Annotated in this window: 22 protein-coding genes; 3 read left to right on the forward strand and 19 right to left on the reverse strand. The window is 66.1% G+C overall.

From position 1 onward, the window contains the following. Positions 1–36: 36 nt before the first annotated feature. Positions 37–771 carry a FadR/GntR family transcriptional regulator gene (locus HS961_RS06290; RefSeq protein ID WP_182326895.1) on the reverse strand — a complete coding sequence of 245 codons (735 nt, stop codon included), beginning with the start codon at positions 769–771 and terminating at the stop codon, positions 37–39. Positions 772–952: 181 nt separating this feature from the next. Between HS961_RS06290 and uxuA the strand changes: the two genes are divergently transcribed. After that, entirely contained in the window at positions 953–2,029 is a 1,077-nt protein-coding gene (gene uxuA / locus HS961_RS06295; RefSeq protein WP_182326896.1) for a mannonate dehydratase, read from the forward strand. A gap of 23 nt (positions 2,030–2,052) precedes the next feature. Beyond that, positions 2,053–3,075 (forward strand): Bug family tripartite tricarboxylate transporter substrate binding protein, encoded by a 1,023-nt coding sequence (locus tag HS961_RS06300; RefSeq protein WP_238347813.1) that lies wholly within the window; start codon positions 2,053–2,055, stop codon positions 3,073–3,075. A gap of 48 nt (positions 3,076–3,123) precedes the next feature. Here HS961_RS06300 and gspF read toward each other — a convergent pair whose 3' ends face one another. The 6 genes from gspF to gcl form a co-directional block, all read right to left on the reverse strand. After that, complete coding sequence (gspF, locus tag HS961_RS06305; protein WP_182326897.1) at positions 3,124–4,341, reverse strand: type II secretion system inner membrane protein GspF; 1,218 nt, start codon at positions 4,339–4,341, stop codon at positions 3,124–3,126. Between the two features lie 87 nt (positions 4,342–4,428). After that, positions 4,429–5,079, reverse strand: a complete 651-nt coding sequence (locus HS961_RS06310) for a glutathione S-transferase family protein (protein WP_182326898.1) — start codon at positions 5,077–5,079, stop codon at positions 4,429–4,431. Positions 5,080–5,179: 100 nt separating this feature from the next. After that, entirely contained in the window at positions 5,180–5,878 is a 699-nt protein-coding gene (locus HS961_RS06315; protein ID WP_182326899.1) for a helix-turn-helix transcriptional regulator, read from the reverse strand. A 38-nt stretch (positions 5,879–5,916) separates the two neighbouring features. Further along, the gene (locus HS961_RS06320; protein ID WP_182326900.1) at positions 5,917–6,831 is read right to left on the reverse strand and encodes a 2-hydroxy-3-oxopropionate reductase; all 915 of its coding nucleotides are present in this window, start codon (positions 6,829–6,831) and stop codon (positions 5,917–5,919) included. Between the two features lie 52 nt (positions 6,832–6,883). Further along, a complete protein-coding gene (gene hyi / locus HS961_RS06325; RefSeq protein WP_182326901.1) occupies positions 6,884–7,687 on the reverse strand; it encodes a hydroxypyruvate isomerase in 804 nt (267 codons plus the stop codon). A gap of 28 nt (positions 7,688–7,715) precedes the next feature. Then, the gene (gene gcl / locus HS961_RS06330; protein WP_182326902.1) at positions 7,716–9,506 is read right to left on the reverse strand and encodes a glyoxylate carboligase; all 1,791 of its coding nucleotides are present in this window, start codon (positions 9,504–9,506) and stop codon (positions 7,716–7,718) included. Between the two features lie 211 nt (positions 9,507–9,717). Between gcl and HS961_RS06335 the strand changes: the two genes are divergently transcribed. Beyond that, the gene (locus HS961_RS06335) at positions 9,718–10,635 is read left to right on the forward strand and encodes a LysR family transcriptional regulator (RefSeq protein ID WP_182326903.1); all 918 of its coding nucleotides are present in this window, start codon (positions 9,718–9,720) and stop codon (positions 10,633–10,635) included. Positions 10,636–10,669: 34 nt separating this feature from the next. Here HS961_RS06335 and HS961_RS06340 read toward each other — a convergent pair whose 3' ends face one another. The 12 genes from HS961_RS06340 to gspI all read right to left on the reverse strand — a co-directional run bounded on the left by HS961_RS06340 (position 10,670) and on the right by gspI (position 22,746). Beyond that, on the reverse strand, positions 10,670–12,004 hold the full coding sequence (locus HS961_RS06340; protein WP_182326904.1) for a glycerate kinase type-2 family protein: 1,335 nt from the start codon (positions 12,002–12,004) through the stop codon (positions 10,670–10,672). A 114-nt stretch (positions 12,005–12,118) separates the two neighbouring features. Further along, positions 12,119–12,679 carry a hypothetical protein gene (locus HS961_RS06345; protein ID WP_182326905.1) on the reverse strand — a complete coding sequence of 187 codons (561 nt, stop codon included), beginning with the start codon at positions 12,677–12,679 and terminating at the stop codon, positions 12,119–12,121. A 95-nt stretch (positions 12,680–12,774) separates the two neighbouring features. Further along, positions 12,775–13,791 (reverse strand): LLM class flavin-dependent oxidoreductase, encoded by a 1,017-nt coding sequence (locus HS961_RS06350; protein ID WP_238347814.1) that lies wholly within the window; start codon positions 13,789–13,791, stop codon positions 12,775–12,777. Between the two features lie 111 nt (positions 13,792–13,902). Further along, positions 13,903–14,184, reverse strand: a complete 282-nt coding sequence (locus tag HS961_RS06355) for a hypothetical protein (RefSeq protein WP_182326906.1) — start codon at positions 14,182–14,184, stop codon at positions 13,903–13,905. Positions 14,185–14,255: 71 nt separating this feature from the next. Beyond that, complete coding sequence (locus tag HS961_RS06360; RefSeq protein ID WP_182326907.1) at positions 14,256–15,617, reverse strand: GspE/PulE family protein; 1,362 nt, start codon at positions 15,615–15,617, stop codon at positions 14,256–14,258. Between the two features lie 24 nt (positions 15,618–15,641). Beyond that, positions 15,642–17,960, reverse strand: coding sequence for a type II secretion system secretin GspD (gspD, locus tag HS961_RS06365; protein WP_412101632.1), 2,319 nt, complete (start codon positions 17,958–17,960; stop codon positions 15,642–15,644). 4 nt (positions 17,961–17,964) lie between these two features. Next, on the reverse strand, positions 17,965–18,774 hold the full coding sequence (gspN, locus tag HS961_RS06370; protein WP_182326909.1) for a type II secretion system protein N: 810 nt from the start codon (positions 18,772–18,774) through the stop codon (positions 17,965–17,967). A 15-nt stretch (positions 18,775–18,789) separates the two neighbouring features. Then, positions 18,790–19,344, reverse strand: a complete 555-nt coding sequence (gene gspM, locus HS961_RS06375) for a type II secretion system protein GspM (RefSeq protein WP_182326910.1) — start codon at positions 19,342–19,344, stop codon at positions 18,790–18,792. Then, the gene (gene gspL, locus HS961_RS06380) at positions 19,341–20,594 is read right to left on the reverse strand and encodes a type II secretion system protein GspL (protein WP_182326911.1); all 1,254 of its coding nucleotides are present in this window, start codon (positions 20,592–20,594) and stop codon (positions 19,341–19,343) included. Before gspL ends, gspM begins: the two co-directional genes overlap by 4 nt. An 87-nt stretch (positions 20,595–20,681) precedes the next feature. Next, positions 20,682–21,674, reverse strand: a complete 993-nt coding sequence (gspK, locus tag HS961_RS06385; protein WP_182326912.1) for a type II secretion system minor pseudopilin GspK — start codon at positions 21,672–21,674, stop codon at positions 20,682–20,684. After that, positions 21,671–22,378, reverse strand: coding sequence for a prepilin-type N-terminal cleavage/methylation domain-containing protein (locus HS961_RS06390; protein ID WP_182326913.1), 708 nt, complete (start codon positions 22,376–22,378; stop codon positions 21,671–21,673). Before HS961_RS06390 ends, gspK begins: the two co-directional genes overlap by 4 nt. Continuing rightward, on the reverse strand, positions 22,378–22,746 hold the full coding sequence (gspI, locus tag HS961_RS06395; RefSeq protein ID WP_238347815.1) for a type II secretion system minor pseudopilin GspI: 369 nt from the start codon (positions 22,744–22,746) through the stop codon (positions 22,378–22,380). Before gspI ends, HS961_RS06390 begins: the two co-directional genes overlap by 1 nt. Between the last annotated feature and the right edge of the window lie 10 nt (positions 22,747–22,756).

The following is a 22,756-nucleotide window of genomic DNA, read 5'->3' on the forward strand; positions in this document are numbered from 1 at the left end:
GGGGCCAATATAGCGCAGTGGCAGCGCGGTTTGTACTCAATACCAAGCTTGGGAGAACTGGGAGATCACGCGCCCCAAATGCTGCTGCATTGCCTGGCGTGCCTGCTCGGGCTGGCGCTCGGCAATTGCCGCAAAGATGGCCTGGTGGTCCTTGAGGCTGGCCTCGCGCAGCTGCTCGGAGTGGAAATGCTGCTCAATCTTGTCCCAGCGCGGATCCTGGCGGGCGTTGTCCCACATGGCCTGCACCATGTGCTGCAGCACGCGGTTGCCGGTGGCCTCGGCAATGGCGAGGTGAAACCGCCGGTCGGCGGCATCGTAGGCATCTTTGTCGGCCAGCTGCAGGCGCATGGTGGCCAGGGCGTCGAGCATGCGGTCCAGGTCGGCATCGCGGCGCTCGCTGGCAGCGGCGGCTGCTATCTCGGCTTCGACCAGCACGCGGGCGCGCAGGGTTTCCAGCGGGCCGGGGCCCGTGGGCACATCAAAGGCGGGCAGGCGGCTGGGGCCATTGGCGCCGCTGGGCTGCAGGTAGATGCCCGAGCCCAGGCGCACCTCGACGAGGCCTTGCACCTCCAGCGCAATGATGGCCTCGCGCACGGCAGTGCGGCTGACGCCGAACATGTCGGCCAGGGTGCGCTCCGAGGGCAGGCGCTGGTCGGCCGCCGCGCTGTCGGCAGCAGTTTCTTCCAGGATTTTTCTGGCGAGGTCCTGGTAGGACCTGACACCGGTGGTGCGGCTGTCGTCGTCAACCGTCGGGACCAGCTTGTTGGGCATCTTGCGCGTATTCCGTTCATGGGCCTATCCGCCAAAACCGGAGGGCCAGCAGCAGTGTAAGCCGCCGTCTGGCCCAAACGCGGCAAATACCGGACATAGTGGTAAACCATCAATCTAAATGGTCTAGCCAGTTTGTAGAATTGGTCTAACCAGATTTTTGATTGCAGGAAAAGGTTCATCCATGAAGATGTCGTTTCGTTGGTTTGGCAGTTCGGACCCCGTGTCCCTGGCCTATATCCGCCAGATCCCCGGGGTCACGCATATCGTCTCGGCGATTTACGACGAGCCAGTAGGGGCGGTGTGGCCGCTGGCCAAGGTCGAGGCGCTCAAGCAGCAGATTGAAGACGCCGGACTGGCCTTTGAGCTGGTCGAATCGGTGCCGGTGCATGAGGACATCAAGCTGGGCCGCGACAGCCGCGACCAGCTGATCGCCAATTACCAGCAAACCTTGCGCCATCTGGCCACCGCCGGTGTGCAGGTGGTGTGCTACAACTTTATGCCGGTGTTTGACTGGACCCGCACCGAGCTGGCCAAGCAGCTGCCCGATGGCTCCACCTGCCTGGCTTTTGACAGCCGCATGGCTGACAGCATTGATGCGGAAAAAGGCATCTCGCTGCCCGGCTGGGACAGCAGCTACCGCAGTGATGAGCTGCAAGGCCTGCTGCAGGCCTACCGCCAGGTCGATGCCGAGCAGCTCTGGCAGAACCTGGCCTATTTTCTGCAGGCCGTCATCCCGGTGGCCGAGGAGTGCGGCATCAAGATGGCCATCCACCCCGATGACCCACCGCGCCCGATCTTTGGCCTGCCGCGCATCGTGAAGAACCGCGACGACCTGGCCCGCATCGTCGATTTGATCGACAGCCCCGCCAATGGCCTGACCCTGTGCTCGGGCTCGCTGGGCGCCGGCCCGCAGAACAATGTCGAGGCGCTGGTGCGCGAGTTTGGCGGCCGGGGCCGCATCCACTTTGCGCATATCCGCAATGTGAAAGTCTCGCCCGACGGCGACTTTGAAGAAACCGCCCACCTCTCGACCTGTGGCTCGCTCGATATTGCGGCCATCGTCAAGGCCTACCACGATGTGGGCTTTGAAGGCTATGTGCGCCCGGACCACGGCCGCATGATCTGGGGCGAAACCGGTAAGCCCGGCTATGGCCTCTACGACCGGGCACTGGGCGCCGTCTACATCAACGGCCTGTGGGAAGCGGTGGACAAGTTCTCAGCCGCGCAGCAAGACAGCGCAGCACCTGCTGCACTCTGATTTCAAACCAAGGAGACATAACAATGACGACCAAGACAACACAGCACGCGATGCTGCGCCGCAAATTGACCCAGGGCTTGACCCTGGGCCTGGCCCTGGGTGCCGGCCTGATCGGCGCCCCGGCGCTGGCGCAAACCGCCTACCCGACCAAGCCGGTCACCCTGATGGTGGGCTTTCCGCCAGGTGGTCAGACCGATTTTGCCGCCCGCGTGCTCACCAACAGCCTGGCGGCCAACCTGGGCCAGGGCGTGGTCATCGAGAACAAGGCCGGCGTCAACGGCAATCTGGGCTCGGCCGACATCATGCGCTCTGCCCCGGATGGCTACCGCATGCTGGTGGGCAATGGCTCGATGACGGTGACCCCGCATGTCTTCCCCAACCTGGGCATTGTGGACCCGACCAAGTTTGTGCCGGTGGGCATTCTGCTGCAGTCGCCACTGGTGCTGGTGGTGCCGGCTGCGTCGCCGGTGAAGGACTTTGCGCAGTTCGCCGCCCTCGTCAAAGAGCGCGCCAAGGCTGGCAAGGGTGTGGACTACGGCACACCGGGCGCCGGCTCGCTGGTGCATGTGACCACCGAGCTGATGCGCGAGCGCCTGGGCGGCCCGGCGATGAACCATGTGCCCTACAAGGGCAGTGCGCCTGCCGTCATCGATCTGATGGCCGGCCGCATTGAGGCGATGTTTGATGCGACCTCGGTGTTTGATCCCTACATCAAGTCCGGCAAGGTGCGCCCCATCCTGGTGACCAGCAGCAGCCGCGTGGCCTCGATGCCCGATGTGCCGACCCCCGCCGAAGTGGGCCTGAAGGATTTCGAGATCATCTCGTTTATCGGCATGTACGGCCCACCCGGCACCCGCCCGGAGGTGGTGCAAAAGCTCAATGCCGCCATCAATACGGTGCTGAAGGAGCCTGCGGTGATCCGCAGCTTTCAGGAGCGTGGCGACCAGCCCGGCGGTGGCACGCCTGAGCAGCTGGATGCCATGACGCGCGCGCAGTACAAGCTTTGGGGCGACGTGGTCAAGGCCAACAAGATCCACGCGGAGTAAGGGCTGAGCCAGGCCAGGCGCGCCGGGCGGCGCCCTGGTCTGCAGCGTTCAACGCACAAACTGGTTGAGCTGGATGATGGGCATGAGCACGGCCATCACGATGATGCCGACCACGATGCCCATGCCGACGATCAGCAGCGGCTCCAGGATGGTGGCCAGGCGCATCGCGCGGCGCTTCACATCGCCAGCCAACTGGTTGGCCACGCGCTGCAGCATTTGCGGCAGCTCACCGGTCTGCTCGCCCAGGCGGGCAAACATCGACAGCAGCGCGGGGAAGCGCTTTTTTTGCGCCAGGGCCGAGGCGAGGGGCGCGCCCTCGCGCACCTGGTCCAGCGCATCGATGGCGTCCTGGCGCATGGCCTGGTTGGAGACGGTCTCGGCAGCGGCCTGCAGCGCCTTCAAGATGGGCACGCCCGCATTGCTGAGCATGGCCAGGGTGGAGGCAAAGCGGGCCGCATTGTAGTTGCGCGCGAGCTTGCCAACGACCGGCAGCTGCAGCCAGCCGGCATCAAAGCGCTGGCGAAAGGCGGGCTGGCGCAGCGACAGGCGCAGCATCACGGTGCCGACAAAGGCCAGGCCGGCGCCCAACCACCACCAGTGGCGGATCAGGTCGCTGAAGCCCAGCATGATGCGGGTCAGCAGCGGCAGCGCGTGCTTGGTGCCCGAGAACACCTCGGCCACCTGGGGCACCACATAGCTCATCAGCACCATCACCACCACAAAGGCAAAGCAGGTGACGATGGCCGGGTAGAGCGAGGCACCGATGAGGCTGTTCTTGAGCTGGTCGCGCTCTTCCAGATCATCGGCCAGCCGCGACAGCACCTGGTCCAGGTGGCCGCTGTGCTCGCCCGCATCGATCACGGCGCGGTAGATCTGCGAAAAATCACGGGGGTAGAGGGCCAGCGACTTGGCAAAGGTGGAGCCGCCATTGACCTCGGCGCGCAGGCTGGCCACCAGCTGGCGCTGGGGCTCGCTGTCGATCTCTTCGATCAGGGCGGTCAGCGCCCGCTCCAGTGGCAGGCCGGAGCTGATGAGGCCGGCCAGCTGGCGCGTCCACACTGCCAGGCTGGTGGCATTGAAGACCGCGCGCCGGCTGCGCACCATGCTGGCGCCGCTGTCGTCGACATCGCCCAGCGGCTCGACCGCCAAAGGCACCATGGCCTGGGCACGCAGCAGGCTGCGCGCCGCCTTGGCGCTGTCGGCTTCGATCATGCCCTTGCGGGTCTGGCCCTGGGCGTCTAGAACTTCGTACGAAAAAGCGGGCATGGGCTGGTGGATAAAACAAGGTGGCTCAACGGCCACCCGGGGGCTATTGTGCCCCATCCACGTGGCACGCTGATGGCACAGCCCCGATCAGGCCGCTGCTGCACTGGGCATCTCGACGGGGCCATCGAGCGTGTTGGCACGCTGGGCCGCAGGGCGCTGCAGCAGCGGCAGCGCATAGTCCTGGAAGGCGGGCAGGCTCGGCAGGCTGCCCTCTTGCATGCTCCAGCCGATATAGCTGGCCAGGTACAGGTCGGCGGCCGTGAAGTGGTCGCCACAGACATAGCGCTTGCCGGTCACCGCCAGCTGCAGGCTGCGCAGCACATCGTCAAACCGGCCATAACCGGCTGACAGCGCCTGGCGCTCGCTCTGGTTTTGCAGCCAGCCCTCCGCCTTCGCGGTGGACACCGCCTCGACGGGGCCCGCCACCAGGAACAGCCAGCGGTAGTAGCTGCCACGCTCGGTGCTGCCCAGCGCTGGAGCCAGCTTTTTCTCGGGGTAGAGATCGGCCAGGTAGGCCAGAATCGCGCCAGTCTCGGTCACCATCGTGTCGCCATGCTGCAGTGCTGGCACCTTGCCCATGGGGTTGAGCGCCAGGTAGTCGGGCGCCTTCATCGTGCCGCCAAACTCCAGCCGCACCGGTTCATAGACGGCATCGCACTCTTCCAGCATCCAGCGCACCATGCGGGCGCGGGACTGGGGGTGGTAGAAAAAGCGCAGCGGGGCGTTGTGGGTGTTCATGTCAGGGTCCTGTTCAGTGCTTGGCAAAATCGCCATGCATGCAGGTTAGACAGGGGCGCTGACAGAAACTGTCAGCAGCTGAACAGGAAGCGGCCCGCGCTTATGACCAGCCATTCAGCGTGTAGCCCGTCTCCGCCAGCCAGCGCTGGATGAGGCTGTGGCGGCTGTGCGGATAGCGCTCCTGCAGCTCCTGCATCGCATGCACCCGGTCGGCGCGAAAGTGGCGAAAGCCCTGGCGCAGCTCGCACCAGGCAGACACGACCCGGCTGCGGTCGAAATAGGCCATCGCAAACGGCCAAACCAGGCGCTCGGTCAGGCGGCCGTGCTGGTCCTCGTACACCAGCACCACCTTGTGCTCGGCGCGGATCGCGCGGCGCAGCGCCGTCTGCCAGGTCTCCTCTTGGGTGGCAGGCTGCATATTGGGGACCATCAGGCCGCTGGTATCGACTGCTATGCGCAGCTCCAGCGGCAGGGCGCTGCGGATGCGGTCCATCGCGGCGCTGGCCGCACGGGCCAGTTGCGGGTCGGCCTGCAGGCTGGCCCAGCGGGCGCCCAGCAGCAGGGCTTCGAGCTCATCGGCATTGAACATCAGCGGCGGCAGCAGAAAGCCGGGTCGCATCTCAAAGCCGATGCCCGGATCGCCTTCGATGGCGGCGCCTTGCTCGCGCAGGCTCGCGATATCGCGGTAGACGGTGCGCAGGCTCACCTGCAGGGTCTGGGCCAGCGCCGGGCCGGTTTGCGGTTGGCGCGCGCAGCGCAGCAGATCGAGCAGTTGGAGCAGGCGGGCAGGGCGGGACATCGCGCAAGCATAGCCGTTCTGCCGCGCCTGCAACCCGCTTAGTTGGGCGGTTTTTGCCCGATCTCGAAGTTGGCCTGGATCTCCAGCGCGCGCACCAAGCCGGAATGGTCCCAGCCCGCGCCGCCATGGGCCACGCAGCTGTTGAACAGCTCCTGCGTCTGGGCGGTGTTGGGGAGCGACACGCCAAGCTGGCGCGCGCTGGCGAGGGCTAGGTTCAGGTCCTTTTGGTGCAGCGCGATGCGGAAGCCGGGATCAAACGTGCGCTTGATCATGCGCTCGGCATGCACTTCCAGAATCTTGGACGAGGCAAAGCCGCCCAGCAGCGCCTGGCGCACCCTTGCCGGATCGGCCCCGGCGCGCGATGCAAACAGAAGCGCCTCGGCCACCGCTTCGATGTTCAAGGCCACGATGATCTGGTTCGCCACCTTGGCGGTCTGGCCGTCGCCGTTGCCGCCTACCAGGGTGATGTTTTTGCCCAGGGTCTCGAACAACGGCAGCACCCGTTCAAACGACGCCTCCGGCCCACCCACCATGATGGACAAGGTTGCATTCTTGGCCCCCACCTCGCCACCCGACACCGGCGCATCCAGGTACTGCGCGCCCAGTGCCGTGATGCGTTTGGCAAAGTCCTTGGTCGCCACTGGCGAGATGGACGACATATCCACCACGATCTTGCCGCTGCTGCCTTTGAGCCCGGCGGCCAGGCCATCGGGCGCAAACAGCACTTTCTCGACGTCGGGCGTGTCGGGCACCATCACAAAGACGATATCGGCCCGCTCGGCCACGCCGCGCACTGACGTGCATTGGGTGGCTGTGCTTTCTGCGATATGGGCGGGCACCTTGCCGCGCGTGTTGATAAACAGCTGGTGGCCGGCGGCGATCAAATGGCTGCACATGGGGGCGCCCATGATGCCCAGGCCGATAAAACCCAGTTTGAGTGGCGTTGCATGCATGCAGAAATCTCCTTGGCTTTTATTGAGAGGGGTGTCCGTTTCGGGGCGCGGATCAAGCGGTGGCGGCGACCCGCTTCTGGCCCGCCACGGTCTCCAGCCAGTGCAGTCCCGCCTCGGTGCTCTGCGCGGGCTTGTATTCGCAACCTACCCAGCCGCTGTAGCCAATGCGGTCCAGGTGCGCAAACAGGTAGGGGTAGTGGATCTCGCCGCTGCCCGGCTCATGGCGGCCCGGGTTATCTGCCAGCTGCACATGGCCGATGCGGGCCAGGTGCTTTTGCAGGGTGGCGGCCAGCTCGCCTTCGCTGCGCTGGGCATGGTAGATGTCGTACTGCACAAAGGCATTGGCGGCGCCTACTTCGTCCAGAATGTCCAACGCCTGGTCGGTGCGGTGGAGGTAGAAGCCGGGGATGTCGAAGGTATTGATGGGCTCGACCAGCAGGCGCAGGTCGGCCATCCGCAGCGCCGCTGCGGCAAAGCGCAGGTTGTCCACCAAGGTGCGGCGCAGGGTGGCGGCATCCACATCGGCAGGTGCTTTGCCGGCCAGGCAGTTGAGCTGGGGCACGCCCAGTGCATGGGCATAGGTCACTGCCTTGGCAACGCCGGCGCGGAATTCATCCACCCGCCGGGGATCGCAGGCAATGCCGCGCTCGCCTGCGTCCCAATCGCCGGCAGGCAGGTTGTGCAACACAATCTGCAGGCCGGTGGTATCGAGCCGACTCTGGATCTCTTCTATCGTATGGGCATACGGAAACAAAAACTCCACGGCTTCAAAGCCGGCCTGGGCGGCGCGCTCAAAGCGGTCGAGAAACGGCACTTCGGTAAACAGCATGCTGAGGTTGGCAGCAAAACGGGGCATGGCGAACTCCAATCCAAAAATCGGTTGCTTAACTGAGCACCGCGAGGGCGCTGGGTGCATCGGCCTTGTCGGCGGCCAGGCCTTCGAACTCGACGATGTTGTCGATCTCGGTGCCCATGGCGATATTGGTCACCCGCTCCAGAATGCATTCGATGACGACGGGCGTGCGGTGCTCGGCCATCCAGGCCTCCGCCTGCTGCATCGCGGGGGCAAAGTCCTCGGGGCGGTGTACGCGGATGGCCTTGCAGCCCAGGCCTTCGACGACCTTGACATGGTCCACGCCATAGCCGCGCGCAGCGTCGTCGGCGTCCATATTGATGTTGTCAAAGGCGAGCTGCACGCAGTAGTCAATGCTGAAGCTGCGCTGCGCCTGGCGGATGAGGCCCAGGTAGCTGTTGTTGACCAGCACATGGATGTAGGGCAGCTTGAACTGCGCGCCCACGGCCAGCTCCTCGATCATGAACTGGAAGTCGTAGTCGCCCGACAGCGCGACGATCTTGCGCTGCGGATCGGCCACGCGCACGCCCAGCGCGGCGGGTGTCGTCCAGCCCAAGGGACCGGCCTGGCCGCAGTTGATCCAGCGACGGGGTTGGTAGACATGCAGAAACTGCGCCCCGGCGATCTGCGACAGGCCGATGGTGGAGACATAGGTGGTGTCGCGGTCTACGGTCTGGTTCATGCACTGGTAGATGCGCTGGGGCTTCATCGGTACGTTGTCGAAGTTGGTCTTGCGCAGGTAGTCGATGCTGTTCTTGCGGCCCTGGCAGTCGGCCACCCAGGCGCTGCGGTCGCGCAGCTTGCCAGCGGCCTTCCAGTCCTTGGCGACAGCGATGAACTGCTCCAGCGCGGCCTTGGCATCCGAGACAATGCCGAAATCAGGCGCAAACACGCGGCCGATCTGCGTGGGCTCGATATCGACGTGGATGAACTTGCGGCCCCGGGTGTAGACATCGACCGAGCCGGTATGGCGGTTGGCCCAGCGGTTGCCAACGCCCAGCACAAAATCCGAGGCCAGCATGCTGGCGTTGCCATAGCGGTGGCTGGTCTGCAGGCCGCACATGCCGGCCATCAAGGGGTGGTCGTCGGGGATGCTGCCCCAGCCCATCAAGGTGGGGATCACCGGCAGATCCAGGGTCTCCGCCAGTTCCACCAGCAGGTCTGCCGCATCGGCATTGATGACGCCGCCGCCGCTGACGATCAAGGGGCGCTCGGCGGCATTGAGCATCGCGATGGCCTTTTCGGCCTGTTTGCGGGTGGCGGCGGGCTGGTAGGCGGGCAAGGGCTCGTAGGTGTCGATGTCGAACTCGATCTCGGCCAGTTGCACATCGATGGGCAGGTCAATCAGTACCGGGCCGGGGCGGCCTGAGCGCATCAAGTGGAAGGCCTGCTGGAAGGCGCCGGGCACCTGGGCGGGCTCCAGCACGGTGGTGGCCCACTTGGTCACGGTCTTGGCGATGGAGGCGATGTCCACGGCCTGGAAGTCCTCCTTGTGCAACCGGGCGCGCGGCGCTTGGCCGGTGATGCACAGGATCGGGATCGAGTCGGCGCTGGCCGAGTACAGGCCGGTGATCATGTCGGTGCCGGCAGGCCCGCTGGTGCCGATGCAGACGCCGATATTGCCGGCCACGGCGCGGGTATAACCCTCGGCCATATGGCTGGCGCCTTCGACATGGCGGGCGAGGATATGGCCGATGCCGCCATGCTCCTTCATCGCTGCGTACAGCGGGTTGATGGCAGCGCCAGGCACGCCGAATGCGACGCTCACACCTTCTTTTTCCAGCACGCGGACGGCGGCTTCGATTGCTTTCATTTTGGCCATGGGGTCTCCTTTACAGCTGGGTTCGACTGTAGGGAAGGCGGGCCTTTGGCGGAAGGCGCAGGCAGACCATAAAATTTATTCCACTCAGGAATGGGCGGTGCTGCGCCGCATGCCGCATCATCGTGCGCAGAGGCGCTAAGAACCTGTTCAAACAAGCGCTCATCGTGTGACATGTGGCAAGCCATGCCGCAGCATTCCCAGGAGACAAACCATGGACCGACTCGATGCCATGCACATGTTTGTGCGCGTGGTGGAAACGGGCAGTTTCACCAAGGTGGCGCAGGAGTTTTCATCGACCCAGCCCACGGTGACCAAGCAGGTCGCAGCGATGGAGGCGCGGCTCAAAGTGCGCCTGCTTAACCGCAATACGCGGGGCGTGAGCCTGACCGAGGCGGGCGCGCTGTACTACGAGAAATGCAAGCGCATCGTCAGAGATTTGGCCGATGCCGACAATGTCGTGCAGGTGCGGCAAACGCAGGTGCAAGGCCAGCTGCGCATTGGCAGTTCGGTCGCATTTGGGCGGCGCGTGCTGATTCCGCTGGCGATGGATTTCATGAAGCACAACCCGCAGGTGCAGGTGGACCTGAGCTTTGAAGACCGCTACACCGACCTGGTGGCCCAGGGCATTGATGTGGCGTTGCGCCTGGGCAAGCTGGCGGATTCATCGCTGGGTGCGCGCATGCTGGGCGTCAATCCCTGGGTGTTGGTGGCCTCCCCCGCCTACCTGCGCAAGCACGGCACGCCGCGCCGGCCTTCAGACCTGAAAGAGCATTCGGCGCTGATCTACAGCAGCGTGCAGGGCAATGATGTCTGGCGCCTGCGCAATGCCAGTGGCGAGTCCGTCTCCGTGCCAGTCACGGGTCGGCTGCGCTCCAACAACCTCTCGGCCCTGCTGGCCGCTGCGCGCTCGCACATGGGCGTGGCCGCGCTGCCGCGCTATGTGGCGCATGAGTCGCTCAAGGCGGGCCGCGTGGTCGAGGTGCTCAAGACCTGCCGCCTGCCGGAGCAGGAGATCCACGCCGTCTACCCCTCGCCGCGCCTGGTGCCGCAAAAGGTGCAGTCCTTTATCGCGTTCTTGCAGGGCAGCTTTGATGCGGCCTGGTGGGAGAACCTGCCCCAGGGCGGCTAGGTGCGGGAGGGGCTGCCCAGCCTGGCAGCCCGCATCACAGAATCAGAATGGCGCGGAAATCGTTGACATTGGTGTGTGTAGGCCCGGTCACCACCAGGTCGCCCAGCGCGTCGAAAAAGCCATAGGCATCGTTGCGATCCAGATGGTCGCTAAGGCGCAGCTTCTGCTCGGCCGCGCGCTGCAGCGTGTCGGGTGCCACGCTCGCGCCGGCATTGTCTTCCACGCCATCGATGCCATCGGTATCGGCCGCCAGCGCCCAGACACCGCCCTGCCCTTGCAAGGCCTGCGCCAGGCCCAGGCAGAACTCGCCAGCGCGCCCACCCCGCCCCTTGGCGGCACCGGGTTGGCGTGGGCGGATGGTGACGGTCGTTTCGCCCCCGGAAAGGATCACGCAGGGTTTGGCAAACGGGCTGCCGTGGCGGGCCACGGCGCGTGCCAGCGCCGCATGCATCTTGCCGATCTCGCGCGACTCGCCCTCGATCTCGTCGGATAGCACATGGGCAGCGATACCAGCGGCGCGTGCGGCTTCGGCGGCGGCCTCCAGCGATTGCTGGGGCGTGGCGATCAGATGCACCGCATGGCCGGCAAAGCGGGCATCGCCGGGCTTAGGCGTCTCCAGCGAGCCATCCTCCAGCGCGGCGCGCAGGCGCTCGGGCAATGGGATCTGGTAGCGGTTCAGAATGGCCAGCGCCTCGGCGCAGGTCGAGGCATCAGGCACCGTGGGGCCGCTGGCGATGACCGAGGGATCGTCGCCGGGCACATCGCTGATGGTCAGGGTCACCAGCTTGGCGGGGTGGCAGGCAGCAGCCAGGCGCCCGCCCTTGATGCGCGACAGGTGCTTGCGCACGCAGTTCATCTCGCCAATCGCAGCGCCGCTCTCCAGCAAGGCCTGGTTGATGCGCTGCTTGTCCTGCAGGTCCATGCCATCCGCAGGCAAGGTCAGCAGCGCCGAGCCGCCACCCGAGATCAGGCAGAGCACCAGGTCATCGGCGGTCAAGTCTTCTGTGAGTGCGAGCATGCGCTCGGCGGCGGCCAGGCCGGCGGCATCGGGGATAGGGTGGGCGGCTTCGACCACCTCCAGGCGCTGGGCCAAGCCTGGGGGACGGGGCGGAATGTGTGCGTAGCGGGTGACGACCAGGCCCAAGAGGGGTGCATCGGGGGGCCACAGCGCCTCTAGCGCTTGCGCCATCGACCCGCCTGCCTTGCCGGCGCCGAGGACCACGGTGCGGCCTTTGGGCGGTGGCGGCAGGTACGGCGCCATGCTGTGCAGGGGCTGTGCGCGCAGCACCGCGCGGTGGAACAGGTCCAGAAGAAACTGCTGGGGATCGCGCCGGGGATCGGCCAGCGCTGGTGGTGGGGTATGGCTCATGCGGTAGGTCTCCGCTGGCCATTATGAAAGCAGGCTGCGCGCGCGGGTGGCATAGGCGTTATTCCTGGCCAGTGCTTTACTGGCCGCTCATCGCACTGTGCAACAGGTCTTGCCTCAACCGGGAGGCGTGCGGTTGCCCCAGTCGGTGTAGAACACGCCGCTGGCATCCTTGCGAACATAGACATAGGCGGCGCCGCCATGGGTGTCGCCATGGGCATGGGCCTTTTCGGGGATGCGCCAGTAGTAGACGGTGCCATCCAACTCGGCAAACTGGCCGATGTACTGCAAATCCTCGGCGCGCACCGGGTCGGCGCTGCCCAGCGACTGGCCCAGCTCCATGCGCACATAGCGCGGCACGGCGCGCTCCTGCGCATCGCTCAGGCCTGTGCTGCCTAACCAGGGCGCCGTTTCTTGCACCTCCGATTCGACCTGCAATTGCTCCTGCTTGGTGCGGTACTCGCGGCGGAACTCTGGCGTTTGCATGTGCGCGGCCAAGGCCGGGTCTTCGCTGCGGGCCGCTGGCAGGGCTGCTGCTGCAGGCGGGGCTACAGCGGGTGCCGCCTCTTGGGCCTGGGGGGCAGGGGCAGGATCGTCGGGGGGCTGCTGCATGCAGCCGGCCAGCAAGGTGCAGGCCGTCAGCGCCGCTGGCAGGGTGGTTCTATAGGGGGCAGACATGGCGCAAGCATAGCCTGGGTGAGGCGGGATCGGCACCGTTTCAGTGCAAAAAAGGGCGCCGATCCGCAGGTAAAGACTGTCTTGAGCCCTTGCGTTTAGCCCGCGTAGCCGGCCCGCAGTGCTTGCGCCGCAATATCGAGCGAGCGCAGGCGCAAATCGCCGTCATAGATATCGCAGACCAGCATCAGCTCATCAGCACCGGTGTGCTCGGCGAGTATCTGCAAGCGTTGTTGAACGCGCTCCGGCCCGCCAATGGACGCGACGGCCAAAAAGCCTTCAATGGCCTGGCGCTCGGCCATGTTCAGGCCTTCCATAAAGCCTTCGACCGGCGGCGGCAGCAGGCCGCGCTTGCCGGTCACAATGCCCAGCACGCGCTGGTAGGTGCTGCTGGCGAGGAACTCGGCCTCGCTGTCGGTAGGGGCTGCAATCACCGGCGCGCCGACGATCACATAGGGCTTGTCCAAGGTCGCCGAGGGTTTGAACAGATCACGGTACAGCTGCACGGCCTGCTGCAGCATGCGCGGCGCAAAGTGCGAGGCAAAGGCATAGGGCAGGCCCAGGTGCGCCGCCAGCTGGGCCGAGAACAGGCTCGACCCCAGCAACCACAGCGGCACATTGGTGCCAGCGCCCGGCGTGGCTACCAGCTTTTGCCCGGGCTGCGCGGGGCCCAGCAGGCGCTGCAGCTCCATCACATCGCGGGGGAAATCCTCTTCCGTCTCGACCCGGTCACGGCGCAGTGCCCGCATCGTCATGCCATCGGTACCCGGCGCGCGACCCAGGCCCAGGTCAATACGGCCCGGATAAAGCTCGGCCAAGGTGCCAAAGGCCTCGGCCACCACCAGCGGTGCATGGTTGGGCAGCATGATGCCGCCCGAGCCCACACGGATAAGCTGGGTCGCCCCCGCCACATGGCCGATCAGCACGGCCGTGGACGAGCTGGCAATGCCCGGCATATTGTGGTGTTCCGCCATCCAGTAGCGCGTAAAGCCGAGCGACTCGACATGCTGCGCCGTGCGCACGGCCAGTTGCAAAGCCTGGGCAACGGTGCCGCCTTCGCGCACAGCCACCAGGTCCAACATCGAAAGCGCGGGGGGTGTTTTTCTCTCAGTCATGCGGACATTCTTGCCTAGGCAAATATCCTTTGCTGACTGTGGGTATGGACGAAATGGGTAGTCCGGGATCGGGTCTTTGTCCGTGCGGCGCAGCGCCTGAGACAAGGAAATTCAACGCCGCCGAATCTCCCGCGCGCAGCTGATCCCCACCAGAATCCCCCAGAGCAGCACGAGCAGCGCAGTCGCCAGATAGCGCTCCCCTTGCTGCATCGCAAACCAGGAGATCACCAGGGCCATCAGGCCGGCGATGCGCATCAGCCGGCGCAGCTGCGCGGTGGCCATGCGTGGCTGGAAATGGCGCAGCGCCGCCAGGCTGGCGATGGCCAGGACGGTGAGCCAGAGAAACAACATGCCGCCATACGGCGCGACGAGGGTATTGAGGGATTCCAACATGGGGCGATTGTGTCAAATCGCCAATACCCGTTGGCGCGGGCTGCGCCTACGGGGTATTAGGAAGATCTCTGTCACTCGCGGGTGACGCGGACGACTTCTTCTGCGCTGGTGATGCCTTCGCGCACCAGGCGCTCGCCATCCTCGCGCATCAGCTGCATGCCGGTGGCCATCGCCTGGTTGCGGATCTCGGACTCGGGCACCTGGGCGTGGATCTGGGCGCGGATGGCCTCGTCCACCACCAGCAGCTCAAAGATGCCGGTACGGCCGCGGTAGCCGCTGGGGTCGCTGTCGTCGATGCGGCGCACCAGGCGCTGGGCCAGCACGCCCAACAGCGACGAGGACAGCAGGAAGGGCTCGACGCCCATGTCGGTCAGGCGGGTGATGGCGCTGGTCGCATCGTTGGTGTGCAGGGTGGCCAATACCAAGTGACCGGTGAGGGAGGCCTGGATGGCAATCTGCGCGGTTTCAAAGTCGCGGATTTCACCAATCATGATGATGTCCGGGTCCTGGCGCAGGATGGCGCGCAGCGCCTTGGCAAAGGTCAGGTCGATCTTGGGGTTGACCTGGGTCTGGCCGATGCCCGACAGCTCGTACTCGATCGGGTCTTCCACCGTCATGATGTTGCCCTGGCTGGCGTCAAGCCCACTCAGCGCTGCATACAAGGTGGTGGTTTTGCCCGAGCCGGTGGGGCCGGTGACCAGCACGATGCCGTGTGGCTGGGCGACCAGTTTTTCAAAGCGTTGCAAGGTCTCACCCTGCATGCCGACCGAGCCCAGGCTGAGCTTGGATTCACTCTTGTCGAGCAGACGCAGCACGGCGCGCTCGCCATGGGCGCTGGGCAGGGTGGAGACCCGCACATCGATGGCGCGGGTGCCCAGGCGCAGGCTGATGCGGCCGTCCTGAGGCAGGCGTTTTTCGGAGATGTCCAGGTCCGCCATGATCTTGAGGCGCGAGATCAGCGCCGCATGCAAAGCGCGGTGGGGTTGCACCACTTCGCGCAGCGAGCCATCGATGCGAAAGCGCACGCTGGAGTGGCGCTCATAGGGCTCGATGTGGATGTCCGAGGCGCCGTCGCGCGCCGCTTGTGTGAGCAGGGCGTTGAGCATGCGGATGATGGGCGCATCACCGGCCGATTCGAGCAAGTCCTCGACGGCGGGGATGTCCTGCATCATGCGCGAGAGGTCGGTACCTTCCTCGACCTCGCTGATCACGGTGGCGGCATTCGATTCGCTGTGTGAATAGGCGGCGCTGATGCGCTGGGCCAGTTCGGCATCGGCCAGCTGGGCCATGTGCTGCACGGGGTATTTGCGCAGCACCTCGGACAGCGCGGAGCCCTGGGGCTTGGCGCCGTGCCACAGCAGGTGCTGGCCGACATCTTCTTCCAGCAGCAGCTGGCTGCTGCGCGCAAAGGCGTAGGGCAGGGGGTGGCGCATGGGATCGTGTCTCTCTGGGCGCTATCAGGGCTCGAAGCGCATGCCTTGCGGCGTCACGGTCAGCGGACGGGATTCGATCACCGGCGTCTCGGAGTAGCCCAGCGGCGTGCCCGATACTTGCTGACCCATCGGCGTGATGATGGACGAGTCGTTGATCGGCACGCGGCTGCTTTGCTCGGGCTGGGCAGCAATTTGCGCACCGCGCATCAGCTCGTAGCGGTCCATGCTCACCTGCTGGGTGGCAGCGGCATCGCGCATCACCACCGGGCGCAAGAAGACCATCAGATTGGTCTTCTTGCGCGAGCGGGTGTCACTGCGGAACAGCGCGCCAATGCCGGGAATATCGCCCAGGTAGGGCACTTTCTGCACCGAGCCGGAGTATTGGTCCTGCAGCAGGCCGCCGATCACGATGACCGAGCCATCGTCCACCAGCACGGTCGATTCGATCGAGCGCTTGTTGGTGGTGGGGCCGTTGGTATTGGTGCTTGTGCCAGCGAGCACGTCAGACGTCTCTTGGTAGATGGTCAGCTTGACGGTGCCGTTGGCATTGATCTGCGGGCGCACGCGCAGGGTCAGGCCCACATCCTTGCGCTCCACCGTGGTGAAGGGGTTGACGGTGCTGTTGCCGGTGCTGTTGGCATAGGAACCGGTGACAAAGGGCACGTTCTGGCCGACCAGGATCTGCGCTTCCTGGTTGTCCAGGGTCAGCAGGTTGGGGGTGGCCAGCACATTGCCGTCGGCATTCGATTGCAGCAGGTTGGCCAGCGCGCCCAGCACATATTCGCCGTTGTGCTTGAAGGCCAGGCCCGCGTTCATGCCGGCGCTGGGCAGGGTGCTGTAGGTGCCGTTGGCAACGCCAGCGGCCAGGTTGAACAGGTTGGCCCCGCCCACGGTGAAGTTGTTGCCGATGACGCCGACGACATTGTTGCCCTGGCCCAGCAGGCTTTGCCACTGCACGCCAAACTGCGCAGCCTTCTCGGCACTGACTTCGACAATCAGGCTCTCGACCAGCACTTGCGCGCGGCGGCTGTCGAGTTGGTCGATAACGGCGCGGATCTGGCGGTACAGCGGCTCTGGCGCGGTGATGATCAGCGAGTTGGTCGCCGTGTCGGCCTGGATGATGCCGCCGGTCGCGCTGCCGCTGTCGCCCGAGGTGCCCAGCGAGGTGCCGGTGCCCAGGCGCGTGCCTGATCCCAGGCCGCCTGCGCTGCTGTTGCTGGCACTGCCGCCCAGGGTGCCGCTGGTGCTGCCGCCCAGCGATGTTGCGCCGCTGCGCGTGTTGCTGCTCAGCCCACCGCTGCTGCCGCTGCTCGACAGGTTGGTGGCGGGGCTATTGCTGTTGCTGTCCTGGCCGGCCAGGGCTGCGCGCAAGGTGGTGGCCAGCGCCGTGGCATCGGCATTGCGCAGGTAGACCACATGGATATTGCCCGAGGCATTGGCGCCACGGCTGGGACTGTCGAGCTTGCCGATCAGCATCTTGGCCTGCGACAGGCGCGCCGGGTTGGCCGCGCGCAGCAGGATGCTGTTGGTGCGCGGGTCGGCCAGCACCGAGGTGCGGTAGGCATTGTCAGACTGCGCGGCGCCGGGGGCTGCACCGGCGGTAGTGGTGCCGCTGCTGGCGATGGTCTGGCCGCCTTCGAGCAGGCGTTGCAGCAGGGGCACGATGTCGGAGGCGACGGCATGCTCCAGCGCCACCACTTCCACATCGCTGGCGTTGGCCACATCCATCGACGCGATGATGCGCGAGAGGCGCTGCAGGTTGTCGGCGTAGTCGGTGATGACCAAGGAGTTGTTGCCCGGGTTCACATTGATGGTGTTGTTGGGGCTGATCAGCGGGCGCAGCACCGGCACCAGGTTGTTGGCGCTCTCGAAGTTGAGCTTGAAGATCTGGGTGACGATCTGGCCGCCACCGGCGACCTGGCCACCAGCGCCGCCCTGGGTGATGCGCACCGTGCCGCCCTGGAGCTTGGCATCGGCTTCGGGCACCACCTTGTACAGGCCAGCGGCCTCGACCACGGTGTAGTTCTGCAGCCGCAGCGCCGCCAAGAACTGCTCAAACGCTGCCTGGGGCGAGACGGGCCGGTCGGTCACCAGGTTCATCGTGCCCTTGATGCGCGGATCCACCACCACGCTCTTGCCGGTGATGGTGGCCATGGTGCGCGCGATGGACTCAATGTCGGCGTTGGCGAAGTTCAAGGTCACCGGCTCGCCGGGGCGAATGCTGGCCGTGCCGGTGGTGATGGCGGTCTGCGCAAGCGCCGCGCCATTGCCGCCCATTAATAGGACGCTCACCGCGATGGAGTGCAGCGCAAATCGATAAATGGGAGAGTGGTAATGCATCATATGTTCAACCAACCGAGAGCAACACGCGGCTTCCGCTGCGCTGCCCAATCATAGTCAATAGATTTGCGAGAGCGGCCTCACGCCCTTCGGCGGCCCAGGCTTCTCCCTGAAAACGCAGGCGCTGGCCCACCCATTGGCCTTGGCCTTTGAGCTGGAGTGCGCCATCCAAGGTCGACAGTTGCAGGCCGGTGCTGTCACCGCCTTGCAGTTGCAGCCGGTAGCTGCCCAGCGGCTGGATGGTGGACAGGCGCGAGGTCACCGCCATGACATCCAGGTCCGCGCCGCCCTGCACCTGCAGGCGCCCGGCATTCAGCGCCAGCGACAGACCACGGGTTTTGAGCAGCAGCTGGCCTTGGGGCTGGATGGTGTTCCAGGGCGTGCCCAGGCCCACCAGCAGTGATGCCGGCCAGCGGCTCTCATGCGTGGCCAGTTCTATGCTGGCACCGCCCCAGTGGGGCTGGATGCGGATGGGCATCGGCGTGGCCATGCAGCAGCTGGCGTTCCAGCGCATGTTGAGGCCGCGCAGGCCCGGGCGCAGCGCCCAGTCCACGCGGCCGGGCAGGGCCATCTGGTCGCGGCTGGCCTGGCCGCCGGTAAATACCCATTGGGCCGAGCCGTTCCAGACGGTGCCGCGCGGCTCGCGCAGCTGCAGCTGGCCCTGGCTGGCCCAGGCCAAGCCTTGGGCCAACCAGTGCGCCGGTGCAAACAGCACCAGGGCCGCCAGGCCGCCGGTGCAGGCACCCAGCACCGCCCAGCGCCAGGGCGCACGGGCGCCGCTGCTGGGCAATGGGGGTGAAGTGCGTTGCAGGGCCATCGGGGGGTGCTGCGCTTACTGTGCAGGCAACTGCAAAACGATATTGCCCGACCAGGTGGGTGCGGCGGTAGGCGCCGCGCCCTTCGCCGGTTCGTCGCGGGTCAGGCGCAGCTCAGACGCAATCGCATGCGCATTGGCGCGCACCTGGCCCAGCCAGCGCTGGGTGGAGGCGGCCGAGGCGCGGCTCAAAGTGACGGTGACGCGCTCGCCGAGCACCGCCAGCTTGGCGGTGGTGCCCAGTTGCTGGGTCAGCGAAGCTTCGAGCTGCTGGCGCGCTTGCGCGGTGCTGACCTTGGTGGCGGATTGCAGCTGGCGCGCTTCGGCCTGCAAGGCCTGCATGCGGGCGAGTTGCTGGTCGAGCTGGGCGTGCGCCGCAGGCGCGCTGCGCCAGGTTTGCAGCACCGGCGCAATCGCCAGCCACCACAACAGCGCGATGAATACGATGCCGGTGGCCAGGCTGACGCCCCGGCGCTCACGCGCATCGAGCGCGCGCCAGCGTTGGCGCAGCAGGTAGGCGGCGCTGGAGGTGGCCGTGGCAGATGCCGCCGGACGGGAGTTGTTTTTCTTCATGGCTGGGCCTGTGCGCGGATGACCCATTGGTCGTTTTGCATCTGGGCCTGCAAGCCCTGGGCCTGCAGTTTCTGGCTGAAGGCCTCAAAGCCATCGGTGGGCAGGCCGCGCAGGCGCAGCTCGCCGCCGCTGTATTCGACCGTGCTGGGCACCGTGCCGGCGGGCAGGCTGGACAGCGCCTGGCCTGCAGCGGCCAGCAGGGGCTCGGCATCGGTAGGCGCCAGCCCGCCTGATGCCAGGCGCAGGTTGGCGACTTCGCGCGCCATCTGCACGGGGGCATCGACGACGACCTGCACGTTGGGGAAGGCAGTGGTCAGGCTGCTGCGCACCAGCGCGGCCTTGGCCTGCAGCTGGTGGCGCTCTTGCCAGGCCCAGATATTGGCGCCCACGATGGTGAGTACCACCAGGGCCAGCACGGCCCAGCGCGCAGGGCGCCATGCCGGGGCATGGAGCACATCATTGAGGCCGCTGCCCAGGCGCCGTTGCAGGCGGTTGCGCCCGCTGTTGGCAAATTCCAGCTGGGCCAGGTCCCAATCGCTGCGGGCAGCGTCGCGCAGGGTTTGGGCGGGGCTGTAGAGCTGTACCGGACGCTGCAGCCAGTGCTCGGCGGTGCTGACCACGGCGGGTTCGGCATGGACGATGCTGTCGGGCCCCAGCGGCGGCAGCAGCGCTGCGCTTTCGCGGGTGACCGGCAGCACCAGCACCGCATCGGCGCCATCGCTACCGTAGACCAGGGCTTGCGCTAGCTCAGGGCTACCGGTGATGAGGATCTGTGCACCATCGGGCGAAGGCTCGCCCGGCGCATGGCTGGGCACGACGCGGGCCACCGCGCGGCCGGCCGATTCCAGCGCCTGCAGGTGGTCACGCAGCCACTGGCGCGGGCAACAGGCGACCCAGATGGGTTCGCCCTGGCCGGCGGCGCGGGTATCGGGCTGCAAGGCAAAGTGCAATTGGGCGGGGTCGTCGAGCAGGCGCTCTTCCAACAGGCCTTCGAGTACCGCACGCAGCCGGGGCGAGCCGGGGCCCACGCCCTGGGGCAGGCTGACCCGCTGCCAAGACAGCATCGCAGCCGGCACCACTGCCACCACCTCGCCAGTGCGGCCCGGTTGGGGCAGCAGGCCAGCGCTGGTGCTGCCTTGCTGGCTGATGGCCACGCCATCCGGAGACAGGGCGTAGCTGTAGCTCCCGGCCGCGCTGGGCGCTGTGTCCGGCCCGGGGGCCAGCGGCAGTGAAATCAGTAAGGTACTCATGGGCGTGTTGTGCGCTGCATTGTAGAGGTGTCGGCTTCACCGAACTGCAATACGTTTGTCATCATGTTCTTGTGAGGGCACAGCCGCCTAGTTGGCGGCGCCGTCTCCCATCAGGCTGGCGGCCAGCGCAGCACCACGCTCGCGCACCACCGTCGTTACATTCAGGCCCTGGCGGTAGACCAGGGATTTCTCCTGCACCACCAGGTCGTCAAAGCGCAGACGCGCCCAGACCTCGAAATAAATCGATTTGACATCGAGCAGCGCGTTGGCATTGCTGAGCGCCGTACTGTTGGGGAAGCGTTTCTGCAGATCGGCCACATCATCAAAGGCTCTGCTCAGGCGCAGCTGTGCAATTTGTTGGGCGGTGGCAAAGTCCAGGCCCTCGACCGCTGCCCAAATGACGGTCGCCGATGCGGTGTTGATGTTGACCTTGCTCTCCTGGGGCAGCAAGACCATATAGGGCTCCAACCGGGCCAGCGTGCCGGGCGACAGGCCCCACCAGGCCAGCTCTTTGTAGGTGCGGGGCAGCAGCGGTGCATTGGCGGCCTTGCCCTCGGTGCGCAGTGCGGCCTGCGCTTGTTGGCTGAGGACGGTCAGCTCGGCGCTGGGCAGGCCCAGGCGCTCAAACAGGCGCTGGAACTGGCGCAGCGCCACGGGGTTGATCTGGCCGTTGGAGACCAGGTTGCGGATATTGAGCCGCGCCTGGGCATCGACAATGGCGCCCGACAAAAAGGCCTGGGCGGCATCGATGCTGCTGTCGTCGGCATTGCTCTGGTTGTTGGAGGCCTGCAAAAAGGTGGACAGGCGCGCTTCGGCCAGCGGCACGGACCAGGGCTCGGACAGTGAATCGGGGCCACCGACGCGCGCATCCTGGCGCAGCACCTGGCGGGAGAAATCCAGCCCACCCAGCAGCAGCCAGGCGGCCTGCACGCGGGTGCGCTCTGCGCCTTCAACCTCCAGATTGCGCCATTGCTGCCAGACGGCGCTGGCGGCAATCGTGGCCACCAGGGTGACGGTGAGCATGGCGGCCAGCAAGGCGGCGCCACGCTGGCCGCTGCGGGGTAGGCGGAGCGGCTTCATGATTTGTTGCCCGACATGATGGGGTTGACCCAGTCGTTGGTGATGACGCCCGACAGCGCGCCCGGTGCGGGCAGCTCCAGGCGCAGGCGGATGCCATCGGGCAGCGCCACCGTGGTGGGGTTGTTGGCATCGGTCTGGGGATTGGCGCCCTGGCTGGACAGCGGGTTGCTCCAGCTGTTGCCCCGGAAATACAGCAGCTGCCAGCCGCTGATGGGCATCAGCACGGTCTGCTGCGGGCCGCCATCGGCGTTGGTGTTGGTCAGCGCGCTATTGGTGACGGCGTGGGCCGCCATCTCCCAGGCCTGCTGCCACTGTTGCAGATCACGCACGGGGGCGGACTGCCAGCGCACCCAGTAGTCGCGGTTGCCCAGGCTGCGCTGGGCCCAGCTGACCACGCGCAGGCCTTGTTCGTTGATATCGCTGCTGCGGCGGGTGAGCCGCAGCACGCGGCCATCCCAGTCCACCGGGGTGGTGGCGGCCACGCGCTCGATGGCGTTCAGGTCCGTGTTCCACTGCGACAGCGCCGCCTGCACCACCATCACCTCTTCGCTGTACGCCTGGGCTTGCTGCTGGGCGCGCACCATGCCGTCGATGCCGCGCCAACTGGCAAGTGTCATCACCGCCAGGATGGAGATGGCGATCAGCAGCTCGATCAAGGTAAAGCCCTGGATGCGCTGCGGGCTAAAAGCTGGGCGACGCGGCATCAGTACCTCCCCACGATGGTGCTGAGGCGCAGCAAGGGCGCGCCGCCGGAGAACACATGGGCATCGATGCGGCGGAAATCCGGGTTGGGCGTGGCAAACACGCCCACGCGCACATCAAACATGCGGCCCGCCTGCTCGCAGGCCACACTGGTGTTGCCCAGGCCGGGCAGTTGTTGAGAGAGGCGGGCGGCAATCAGCTGGTTCTCGGCACAGATCTGCGCGAGCATCACATCGCTTTGGCGGCCCGCCGTCTGGGTCAGCGCGTTCATCGCCTTGCCACCCGCGAGCAGCGCAATGGCGACGATGGCGAGCGCGACCAGCACCTCGATCAAAGTGAAACCGGAATGGGGGGAGGGCTTGCTGGGCACGCGAGGCGGG

Source organism: Comamonas piscis, from assembly GCF_014109725.1.
In the GTDB taxonomy this organism is placed as follows: Bacteria; Pseudomonadota; Gammaproteobacteria; order Burkholderiales; family Burkholderiaceae_C; genus Comamonas; species Comamonas piscis.

Coding starts and splice junctions, on each gene's coding strand:
- uxuA (WP_182326896.1), top strand. CDS start 953: ATGAAGATGTCGTTTCGTTGGTTTGGCAGTTCGGACCCCGTGTCCCTG.
- gspF (WP_182326897.1), bottom strand. CDS start 4,341: ATGCCCGCTTTTTCGTACGAAGTTCTAGACGCCCAGGGCCAGACCCGC.
- gspM (WP_182326910.1), bottom strand. CDS start 19,344: ATGAAGAAAAACAACTCCCGTCCGGCGGCATCTGCCACGGCCACCTCC.
- HS961_RS06360 (WP_182326907.1), bottom strand. CDS start 15,617: ATGCGCCACCCCCTGCCCTACGCCTTTGCGCGCAGCAGCCAGCTGCTG.
- HS961_RS06335 (WP_182326903.1), top strand. CDS start 9,718: ATGGACCGACTCGATGCCATGCACATGTTTGTGCGCGTGGTGGAAACG.
- HS961_RS06350 (WP_238347814.1), bottom strand. CDS start 13,791: ATGACTGAGAGAAAAACACCCCCCGCGCTTTCGATGTTGGACCTGGTG.
- HS961_RS06310 (WP_182326898.1), bottom strand. CDS start 5,079: ATGAACACCCACAACGCCCCGCTGCGCTTTTTCTACCACCCCCAGTCC.
- gspD (WP_412101632.1), bottom strand. CDS start 17,960: ATGATGCATTACCACTCTCCCATTTATCGATTTGCGCTGCACTCCATC.
- HS961_RS06290 (WP_182326895.1), bottom strand. CDS start 771: ATGCCCAACAAGCTGGTCCCGACGGTTGACGACGACAGCCGCACCACC.
- gcl (WP_182326902.1), bottom strand. CDS start 9,506: ATGGCCAAAATGAAAGCAATCGAAGCCGCCGTCCGCGTGCTGGAAAAA.
- HS961_RS06345 (WP_182326905.1), bottom strand. CDS start 12,679: ATGTCTGCCCCCTATAGAACCACCCTGCCAGCGGCGCTGACGGCCTGC.
- HS961_RS06390 (WP_182326913.1), bottom strand. CDS start 22,378: ATGCCGCGTCGCCCAGCTTTTAGCCCGCAGCGCATCCAGGGCTTTACC.
- HS961_RS06300 (WP_238347813.1), top strand. CDS start 2,053: ATGACGACCAAGACAACACAGCACGCGATGCTGCGCCGCAAATTGACC.
- hyi (WP_182326901.1), bottom strand. CDS start 7,687: ATGCCCCGTTTTGCTGCCAACCTCAGCATGCTGTTTACCGAAGTGCCG.
- gspL (WP_182326911.1), bottom strand. CDS start 20,594: ATGAGTACCTTACTGATTTCACTGCCGCTGGCCCCCGGGCCGGACACA.
- gspN (WP_182326909.1), bottom strand. CDS start 18,774: ATGGCCCTGCAACGCACTTCACCCCCATTGCCCAGCAGCGGCGCCCGT.
- HS961_RS06340 (WP_182326904.1), bottom strand. CDS start 12,004: ATGAGCCATACCCCACCACCAGCGCTGGCCGATCCCCGGCGCGATCCC.
- gspK (WP_182326912.1), bottom strand. CDS start 21,674: ATGAAGCCGCTCCGCCTACCCCGCAGCGGCCAGCGTGGCGCCGCCTTG.
- HS961_RS06320 (WP_182326900.1), bottom strand. CDS start 6,831: ATGCATGCAACGCCACTCAAACTGGGTTTTATCGGCCTGGGCATCATG.
- HS961_RS06355 (WP_182326906.1), bottom strand. CDS start 14,184: ATGTTGGAATCCCTCAATACCCTCGTCGCGCCGTATGGCGGCATGTTG.
- HS961_RS06315 (WP_182326899.1), bottom strand. CDS start 5,878: ATGTCCCGCCCTGCCCGCCTGCTCCAACTGCTCGATCTGCTGCGCTGC.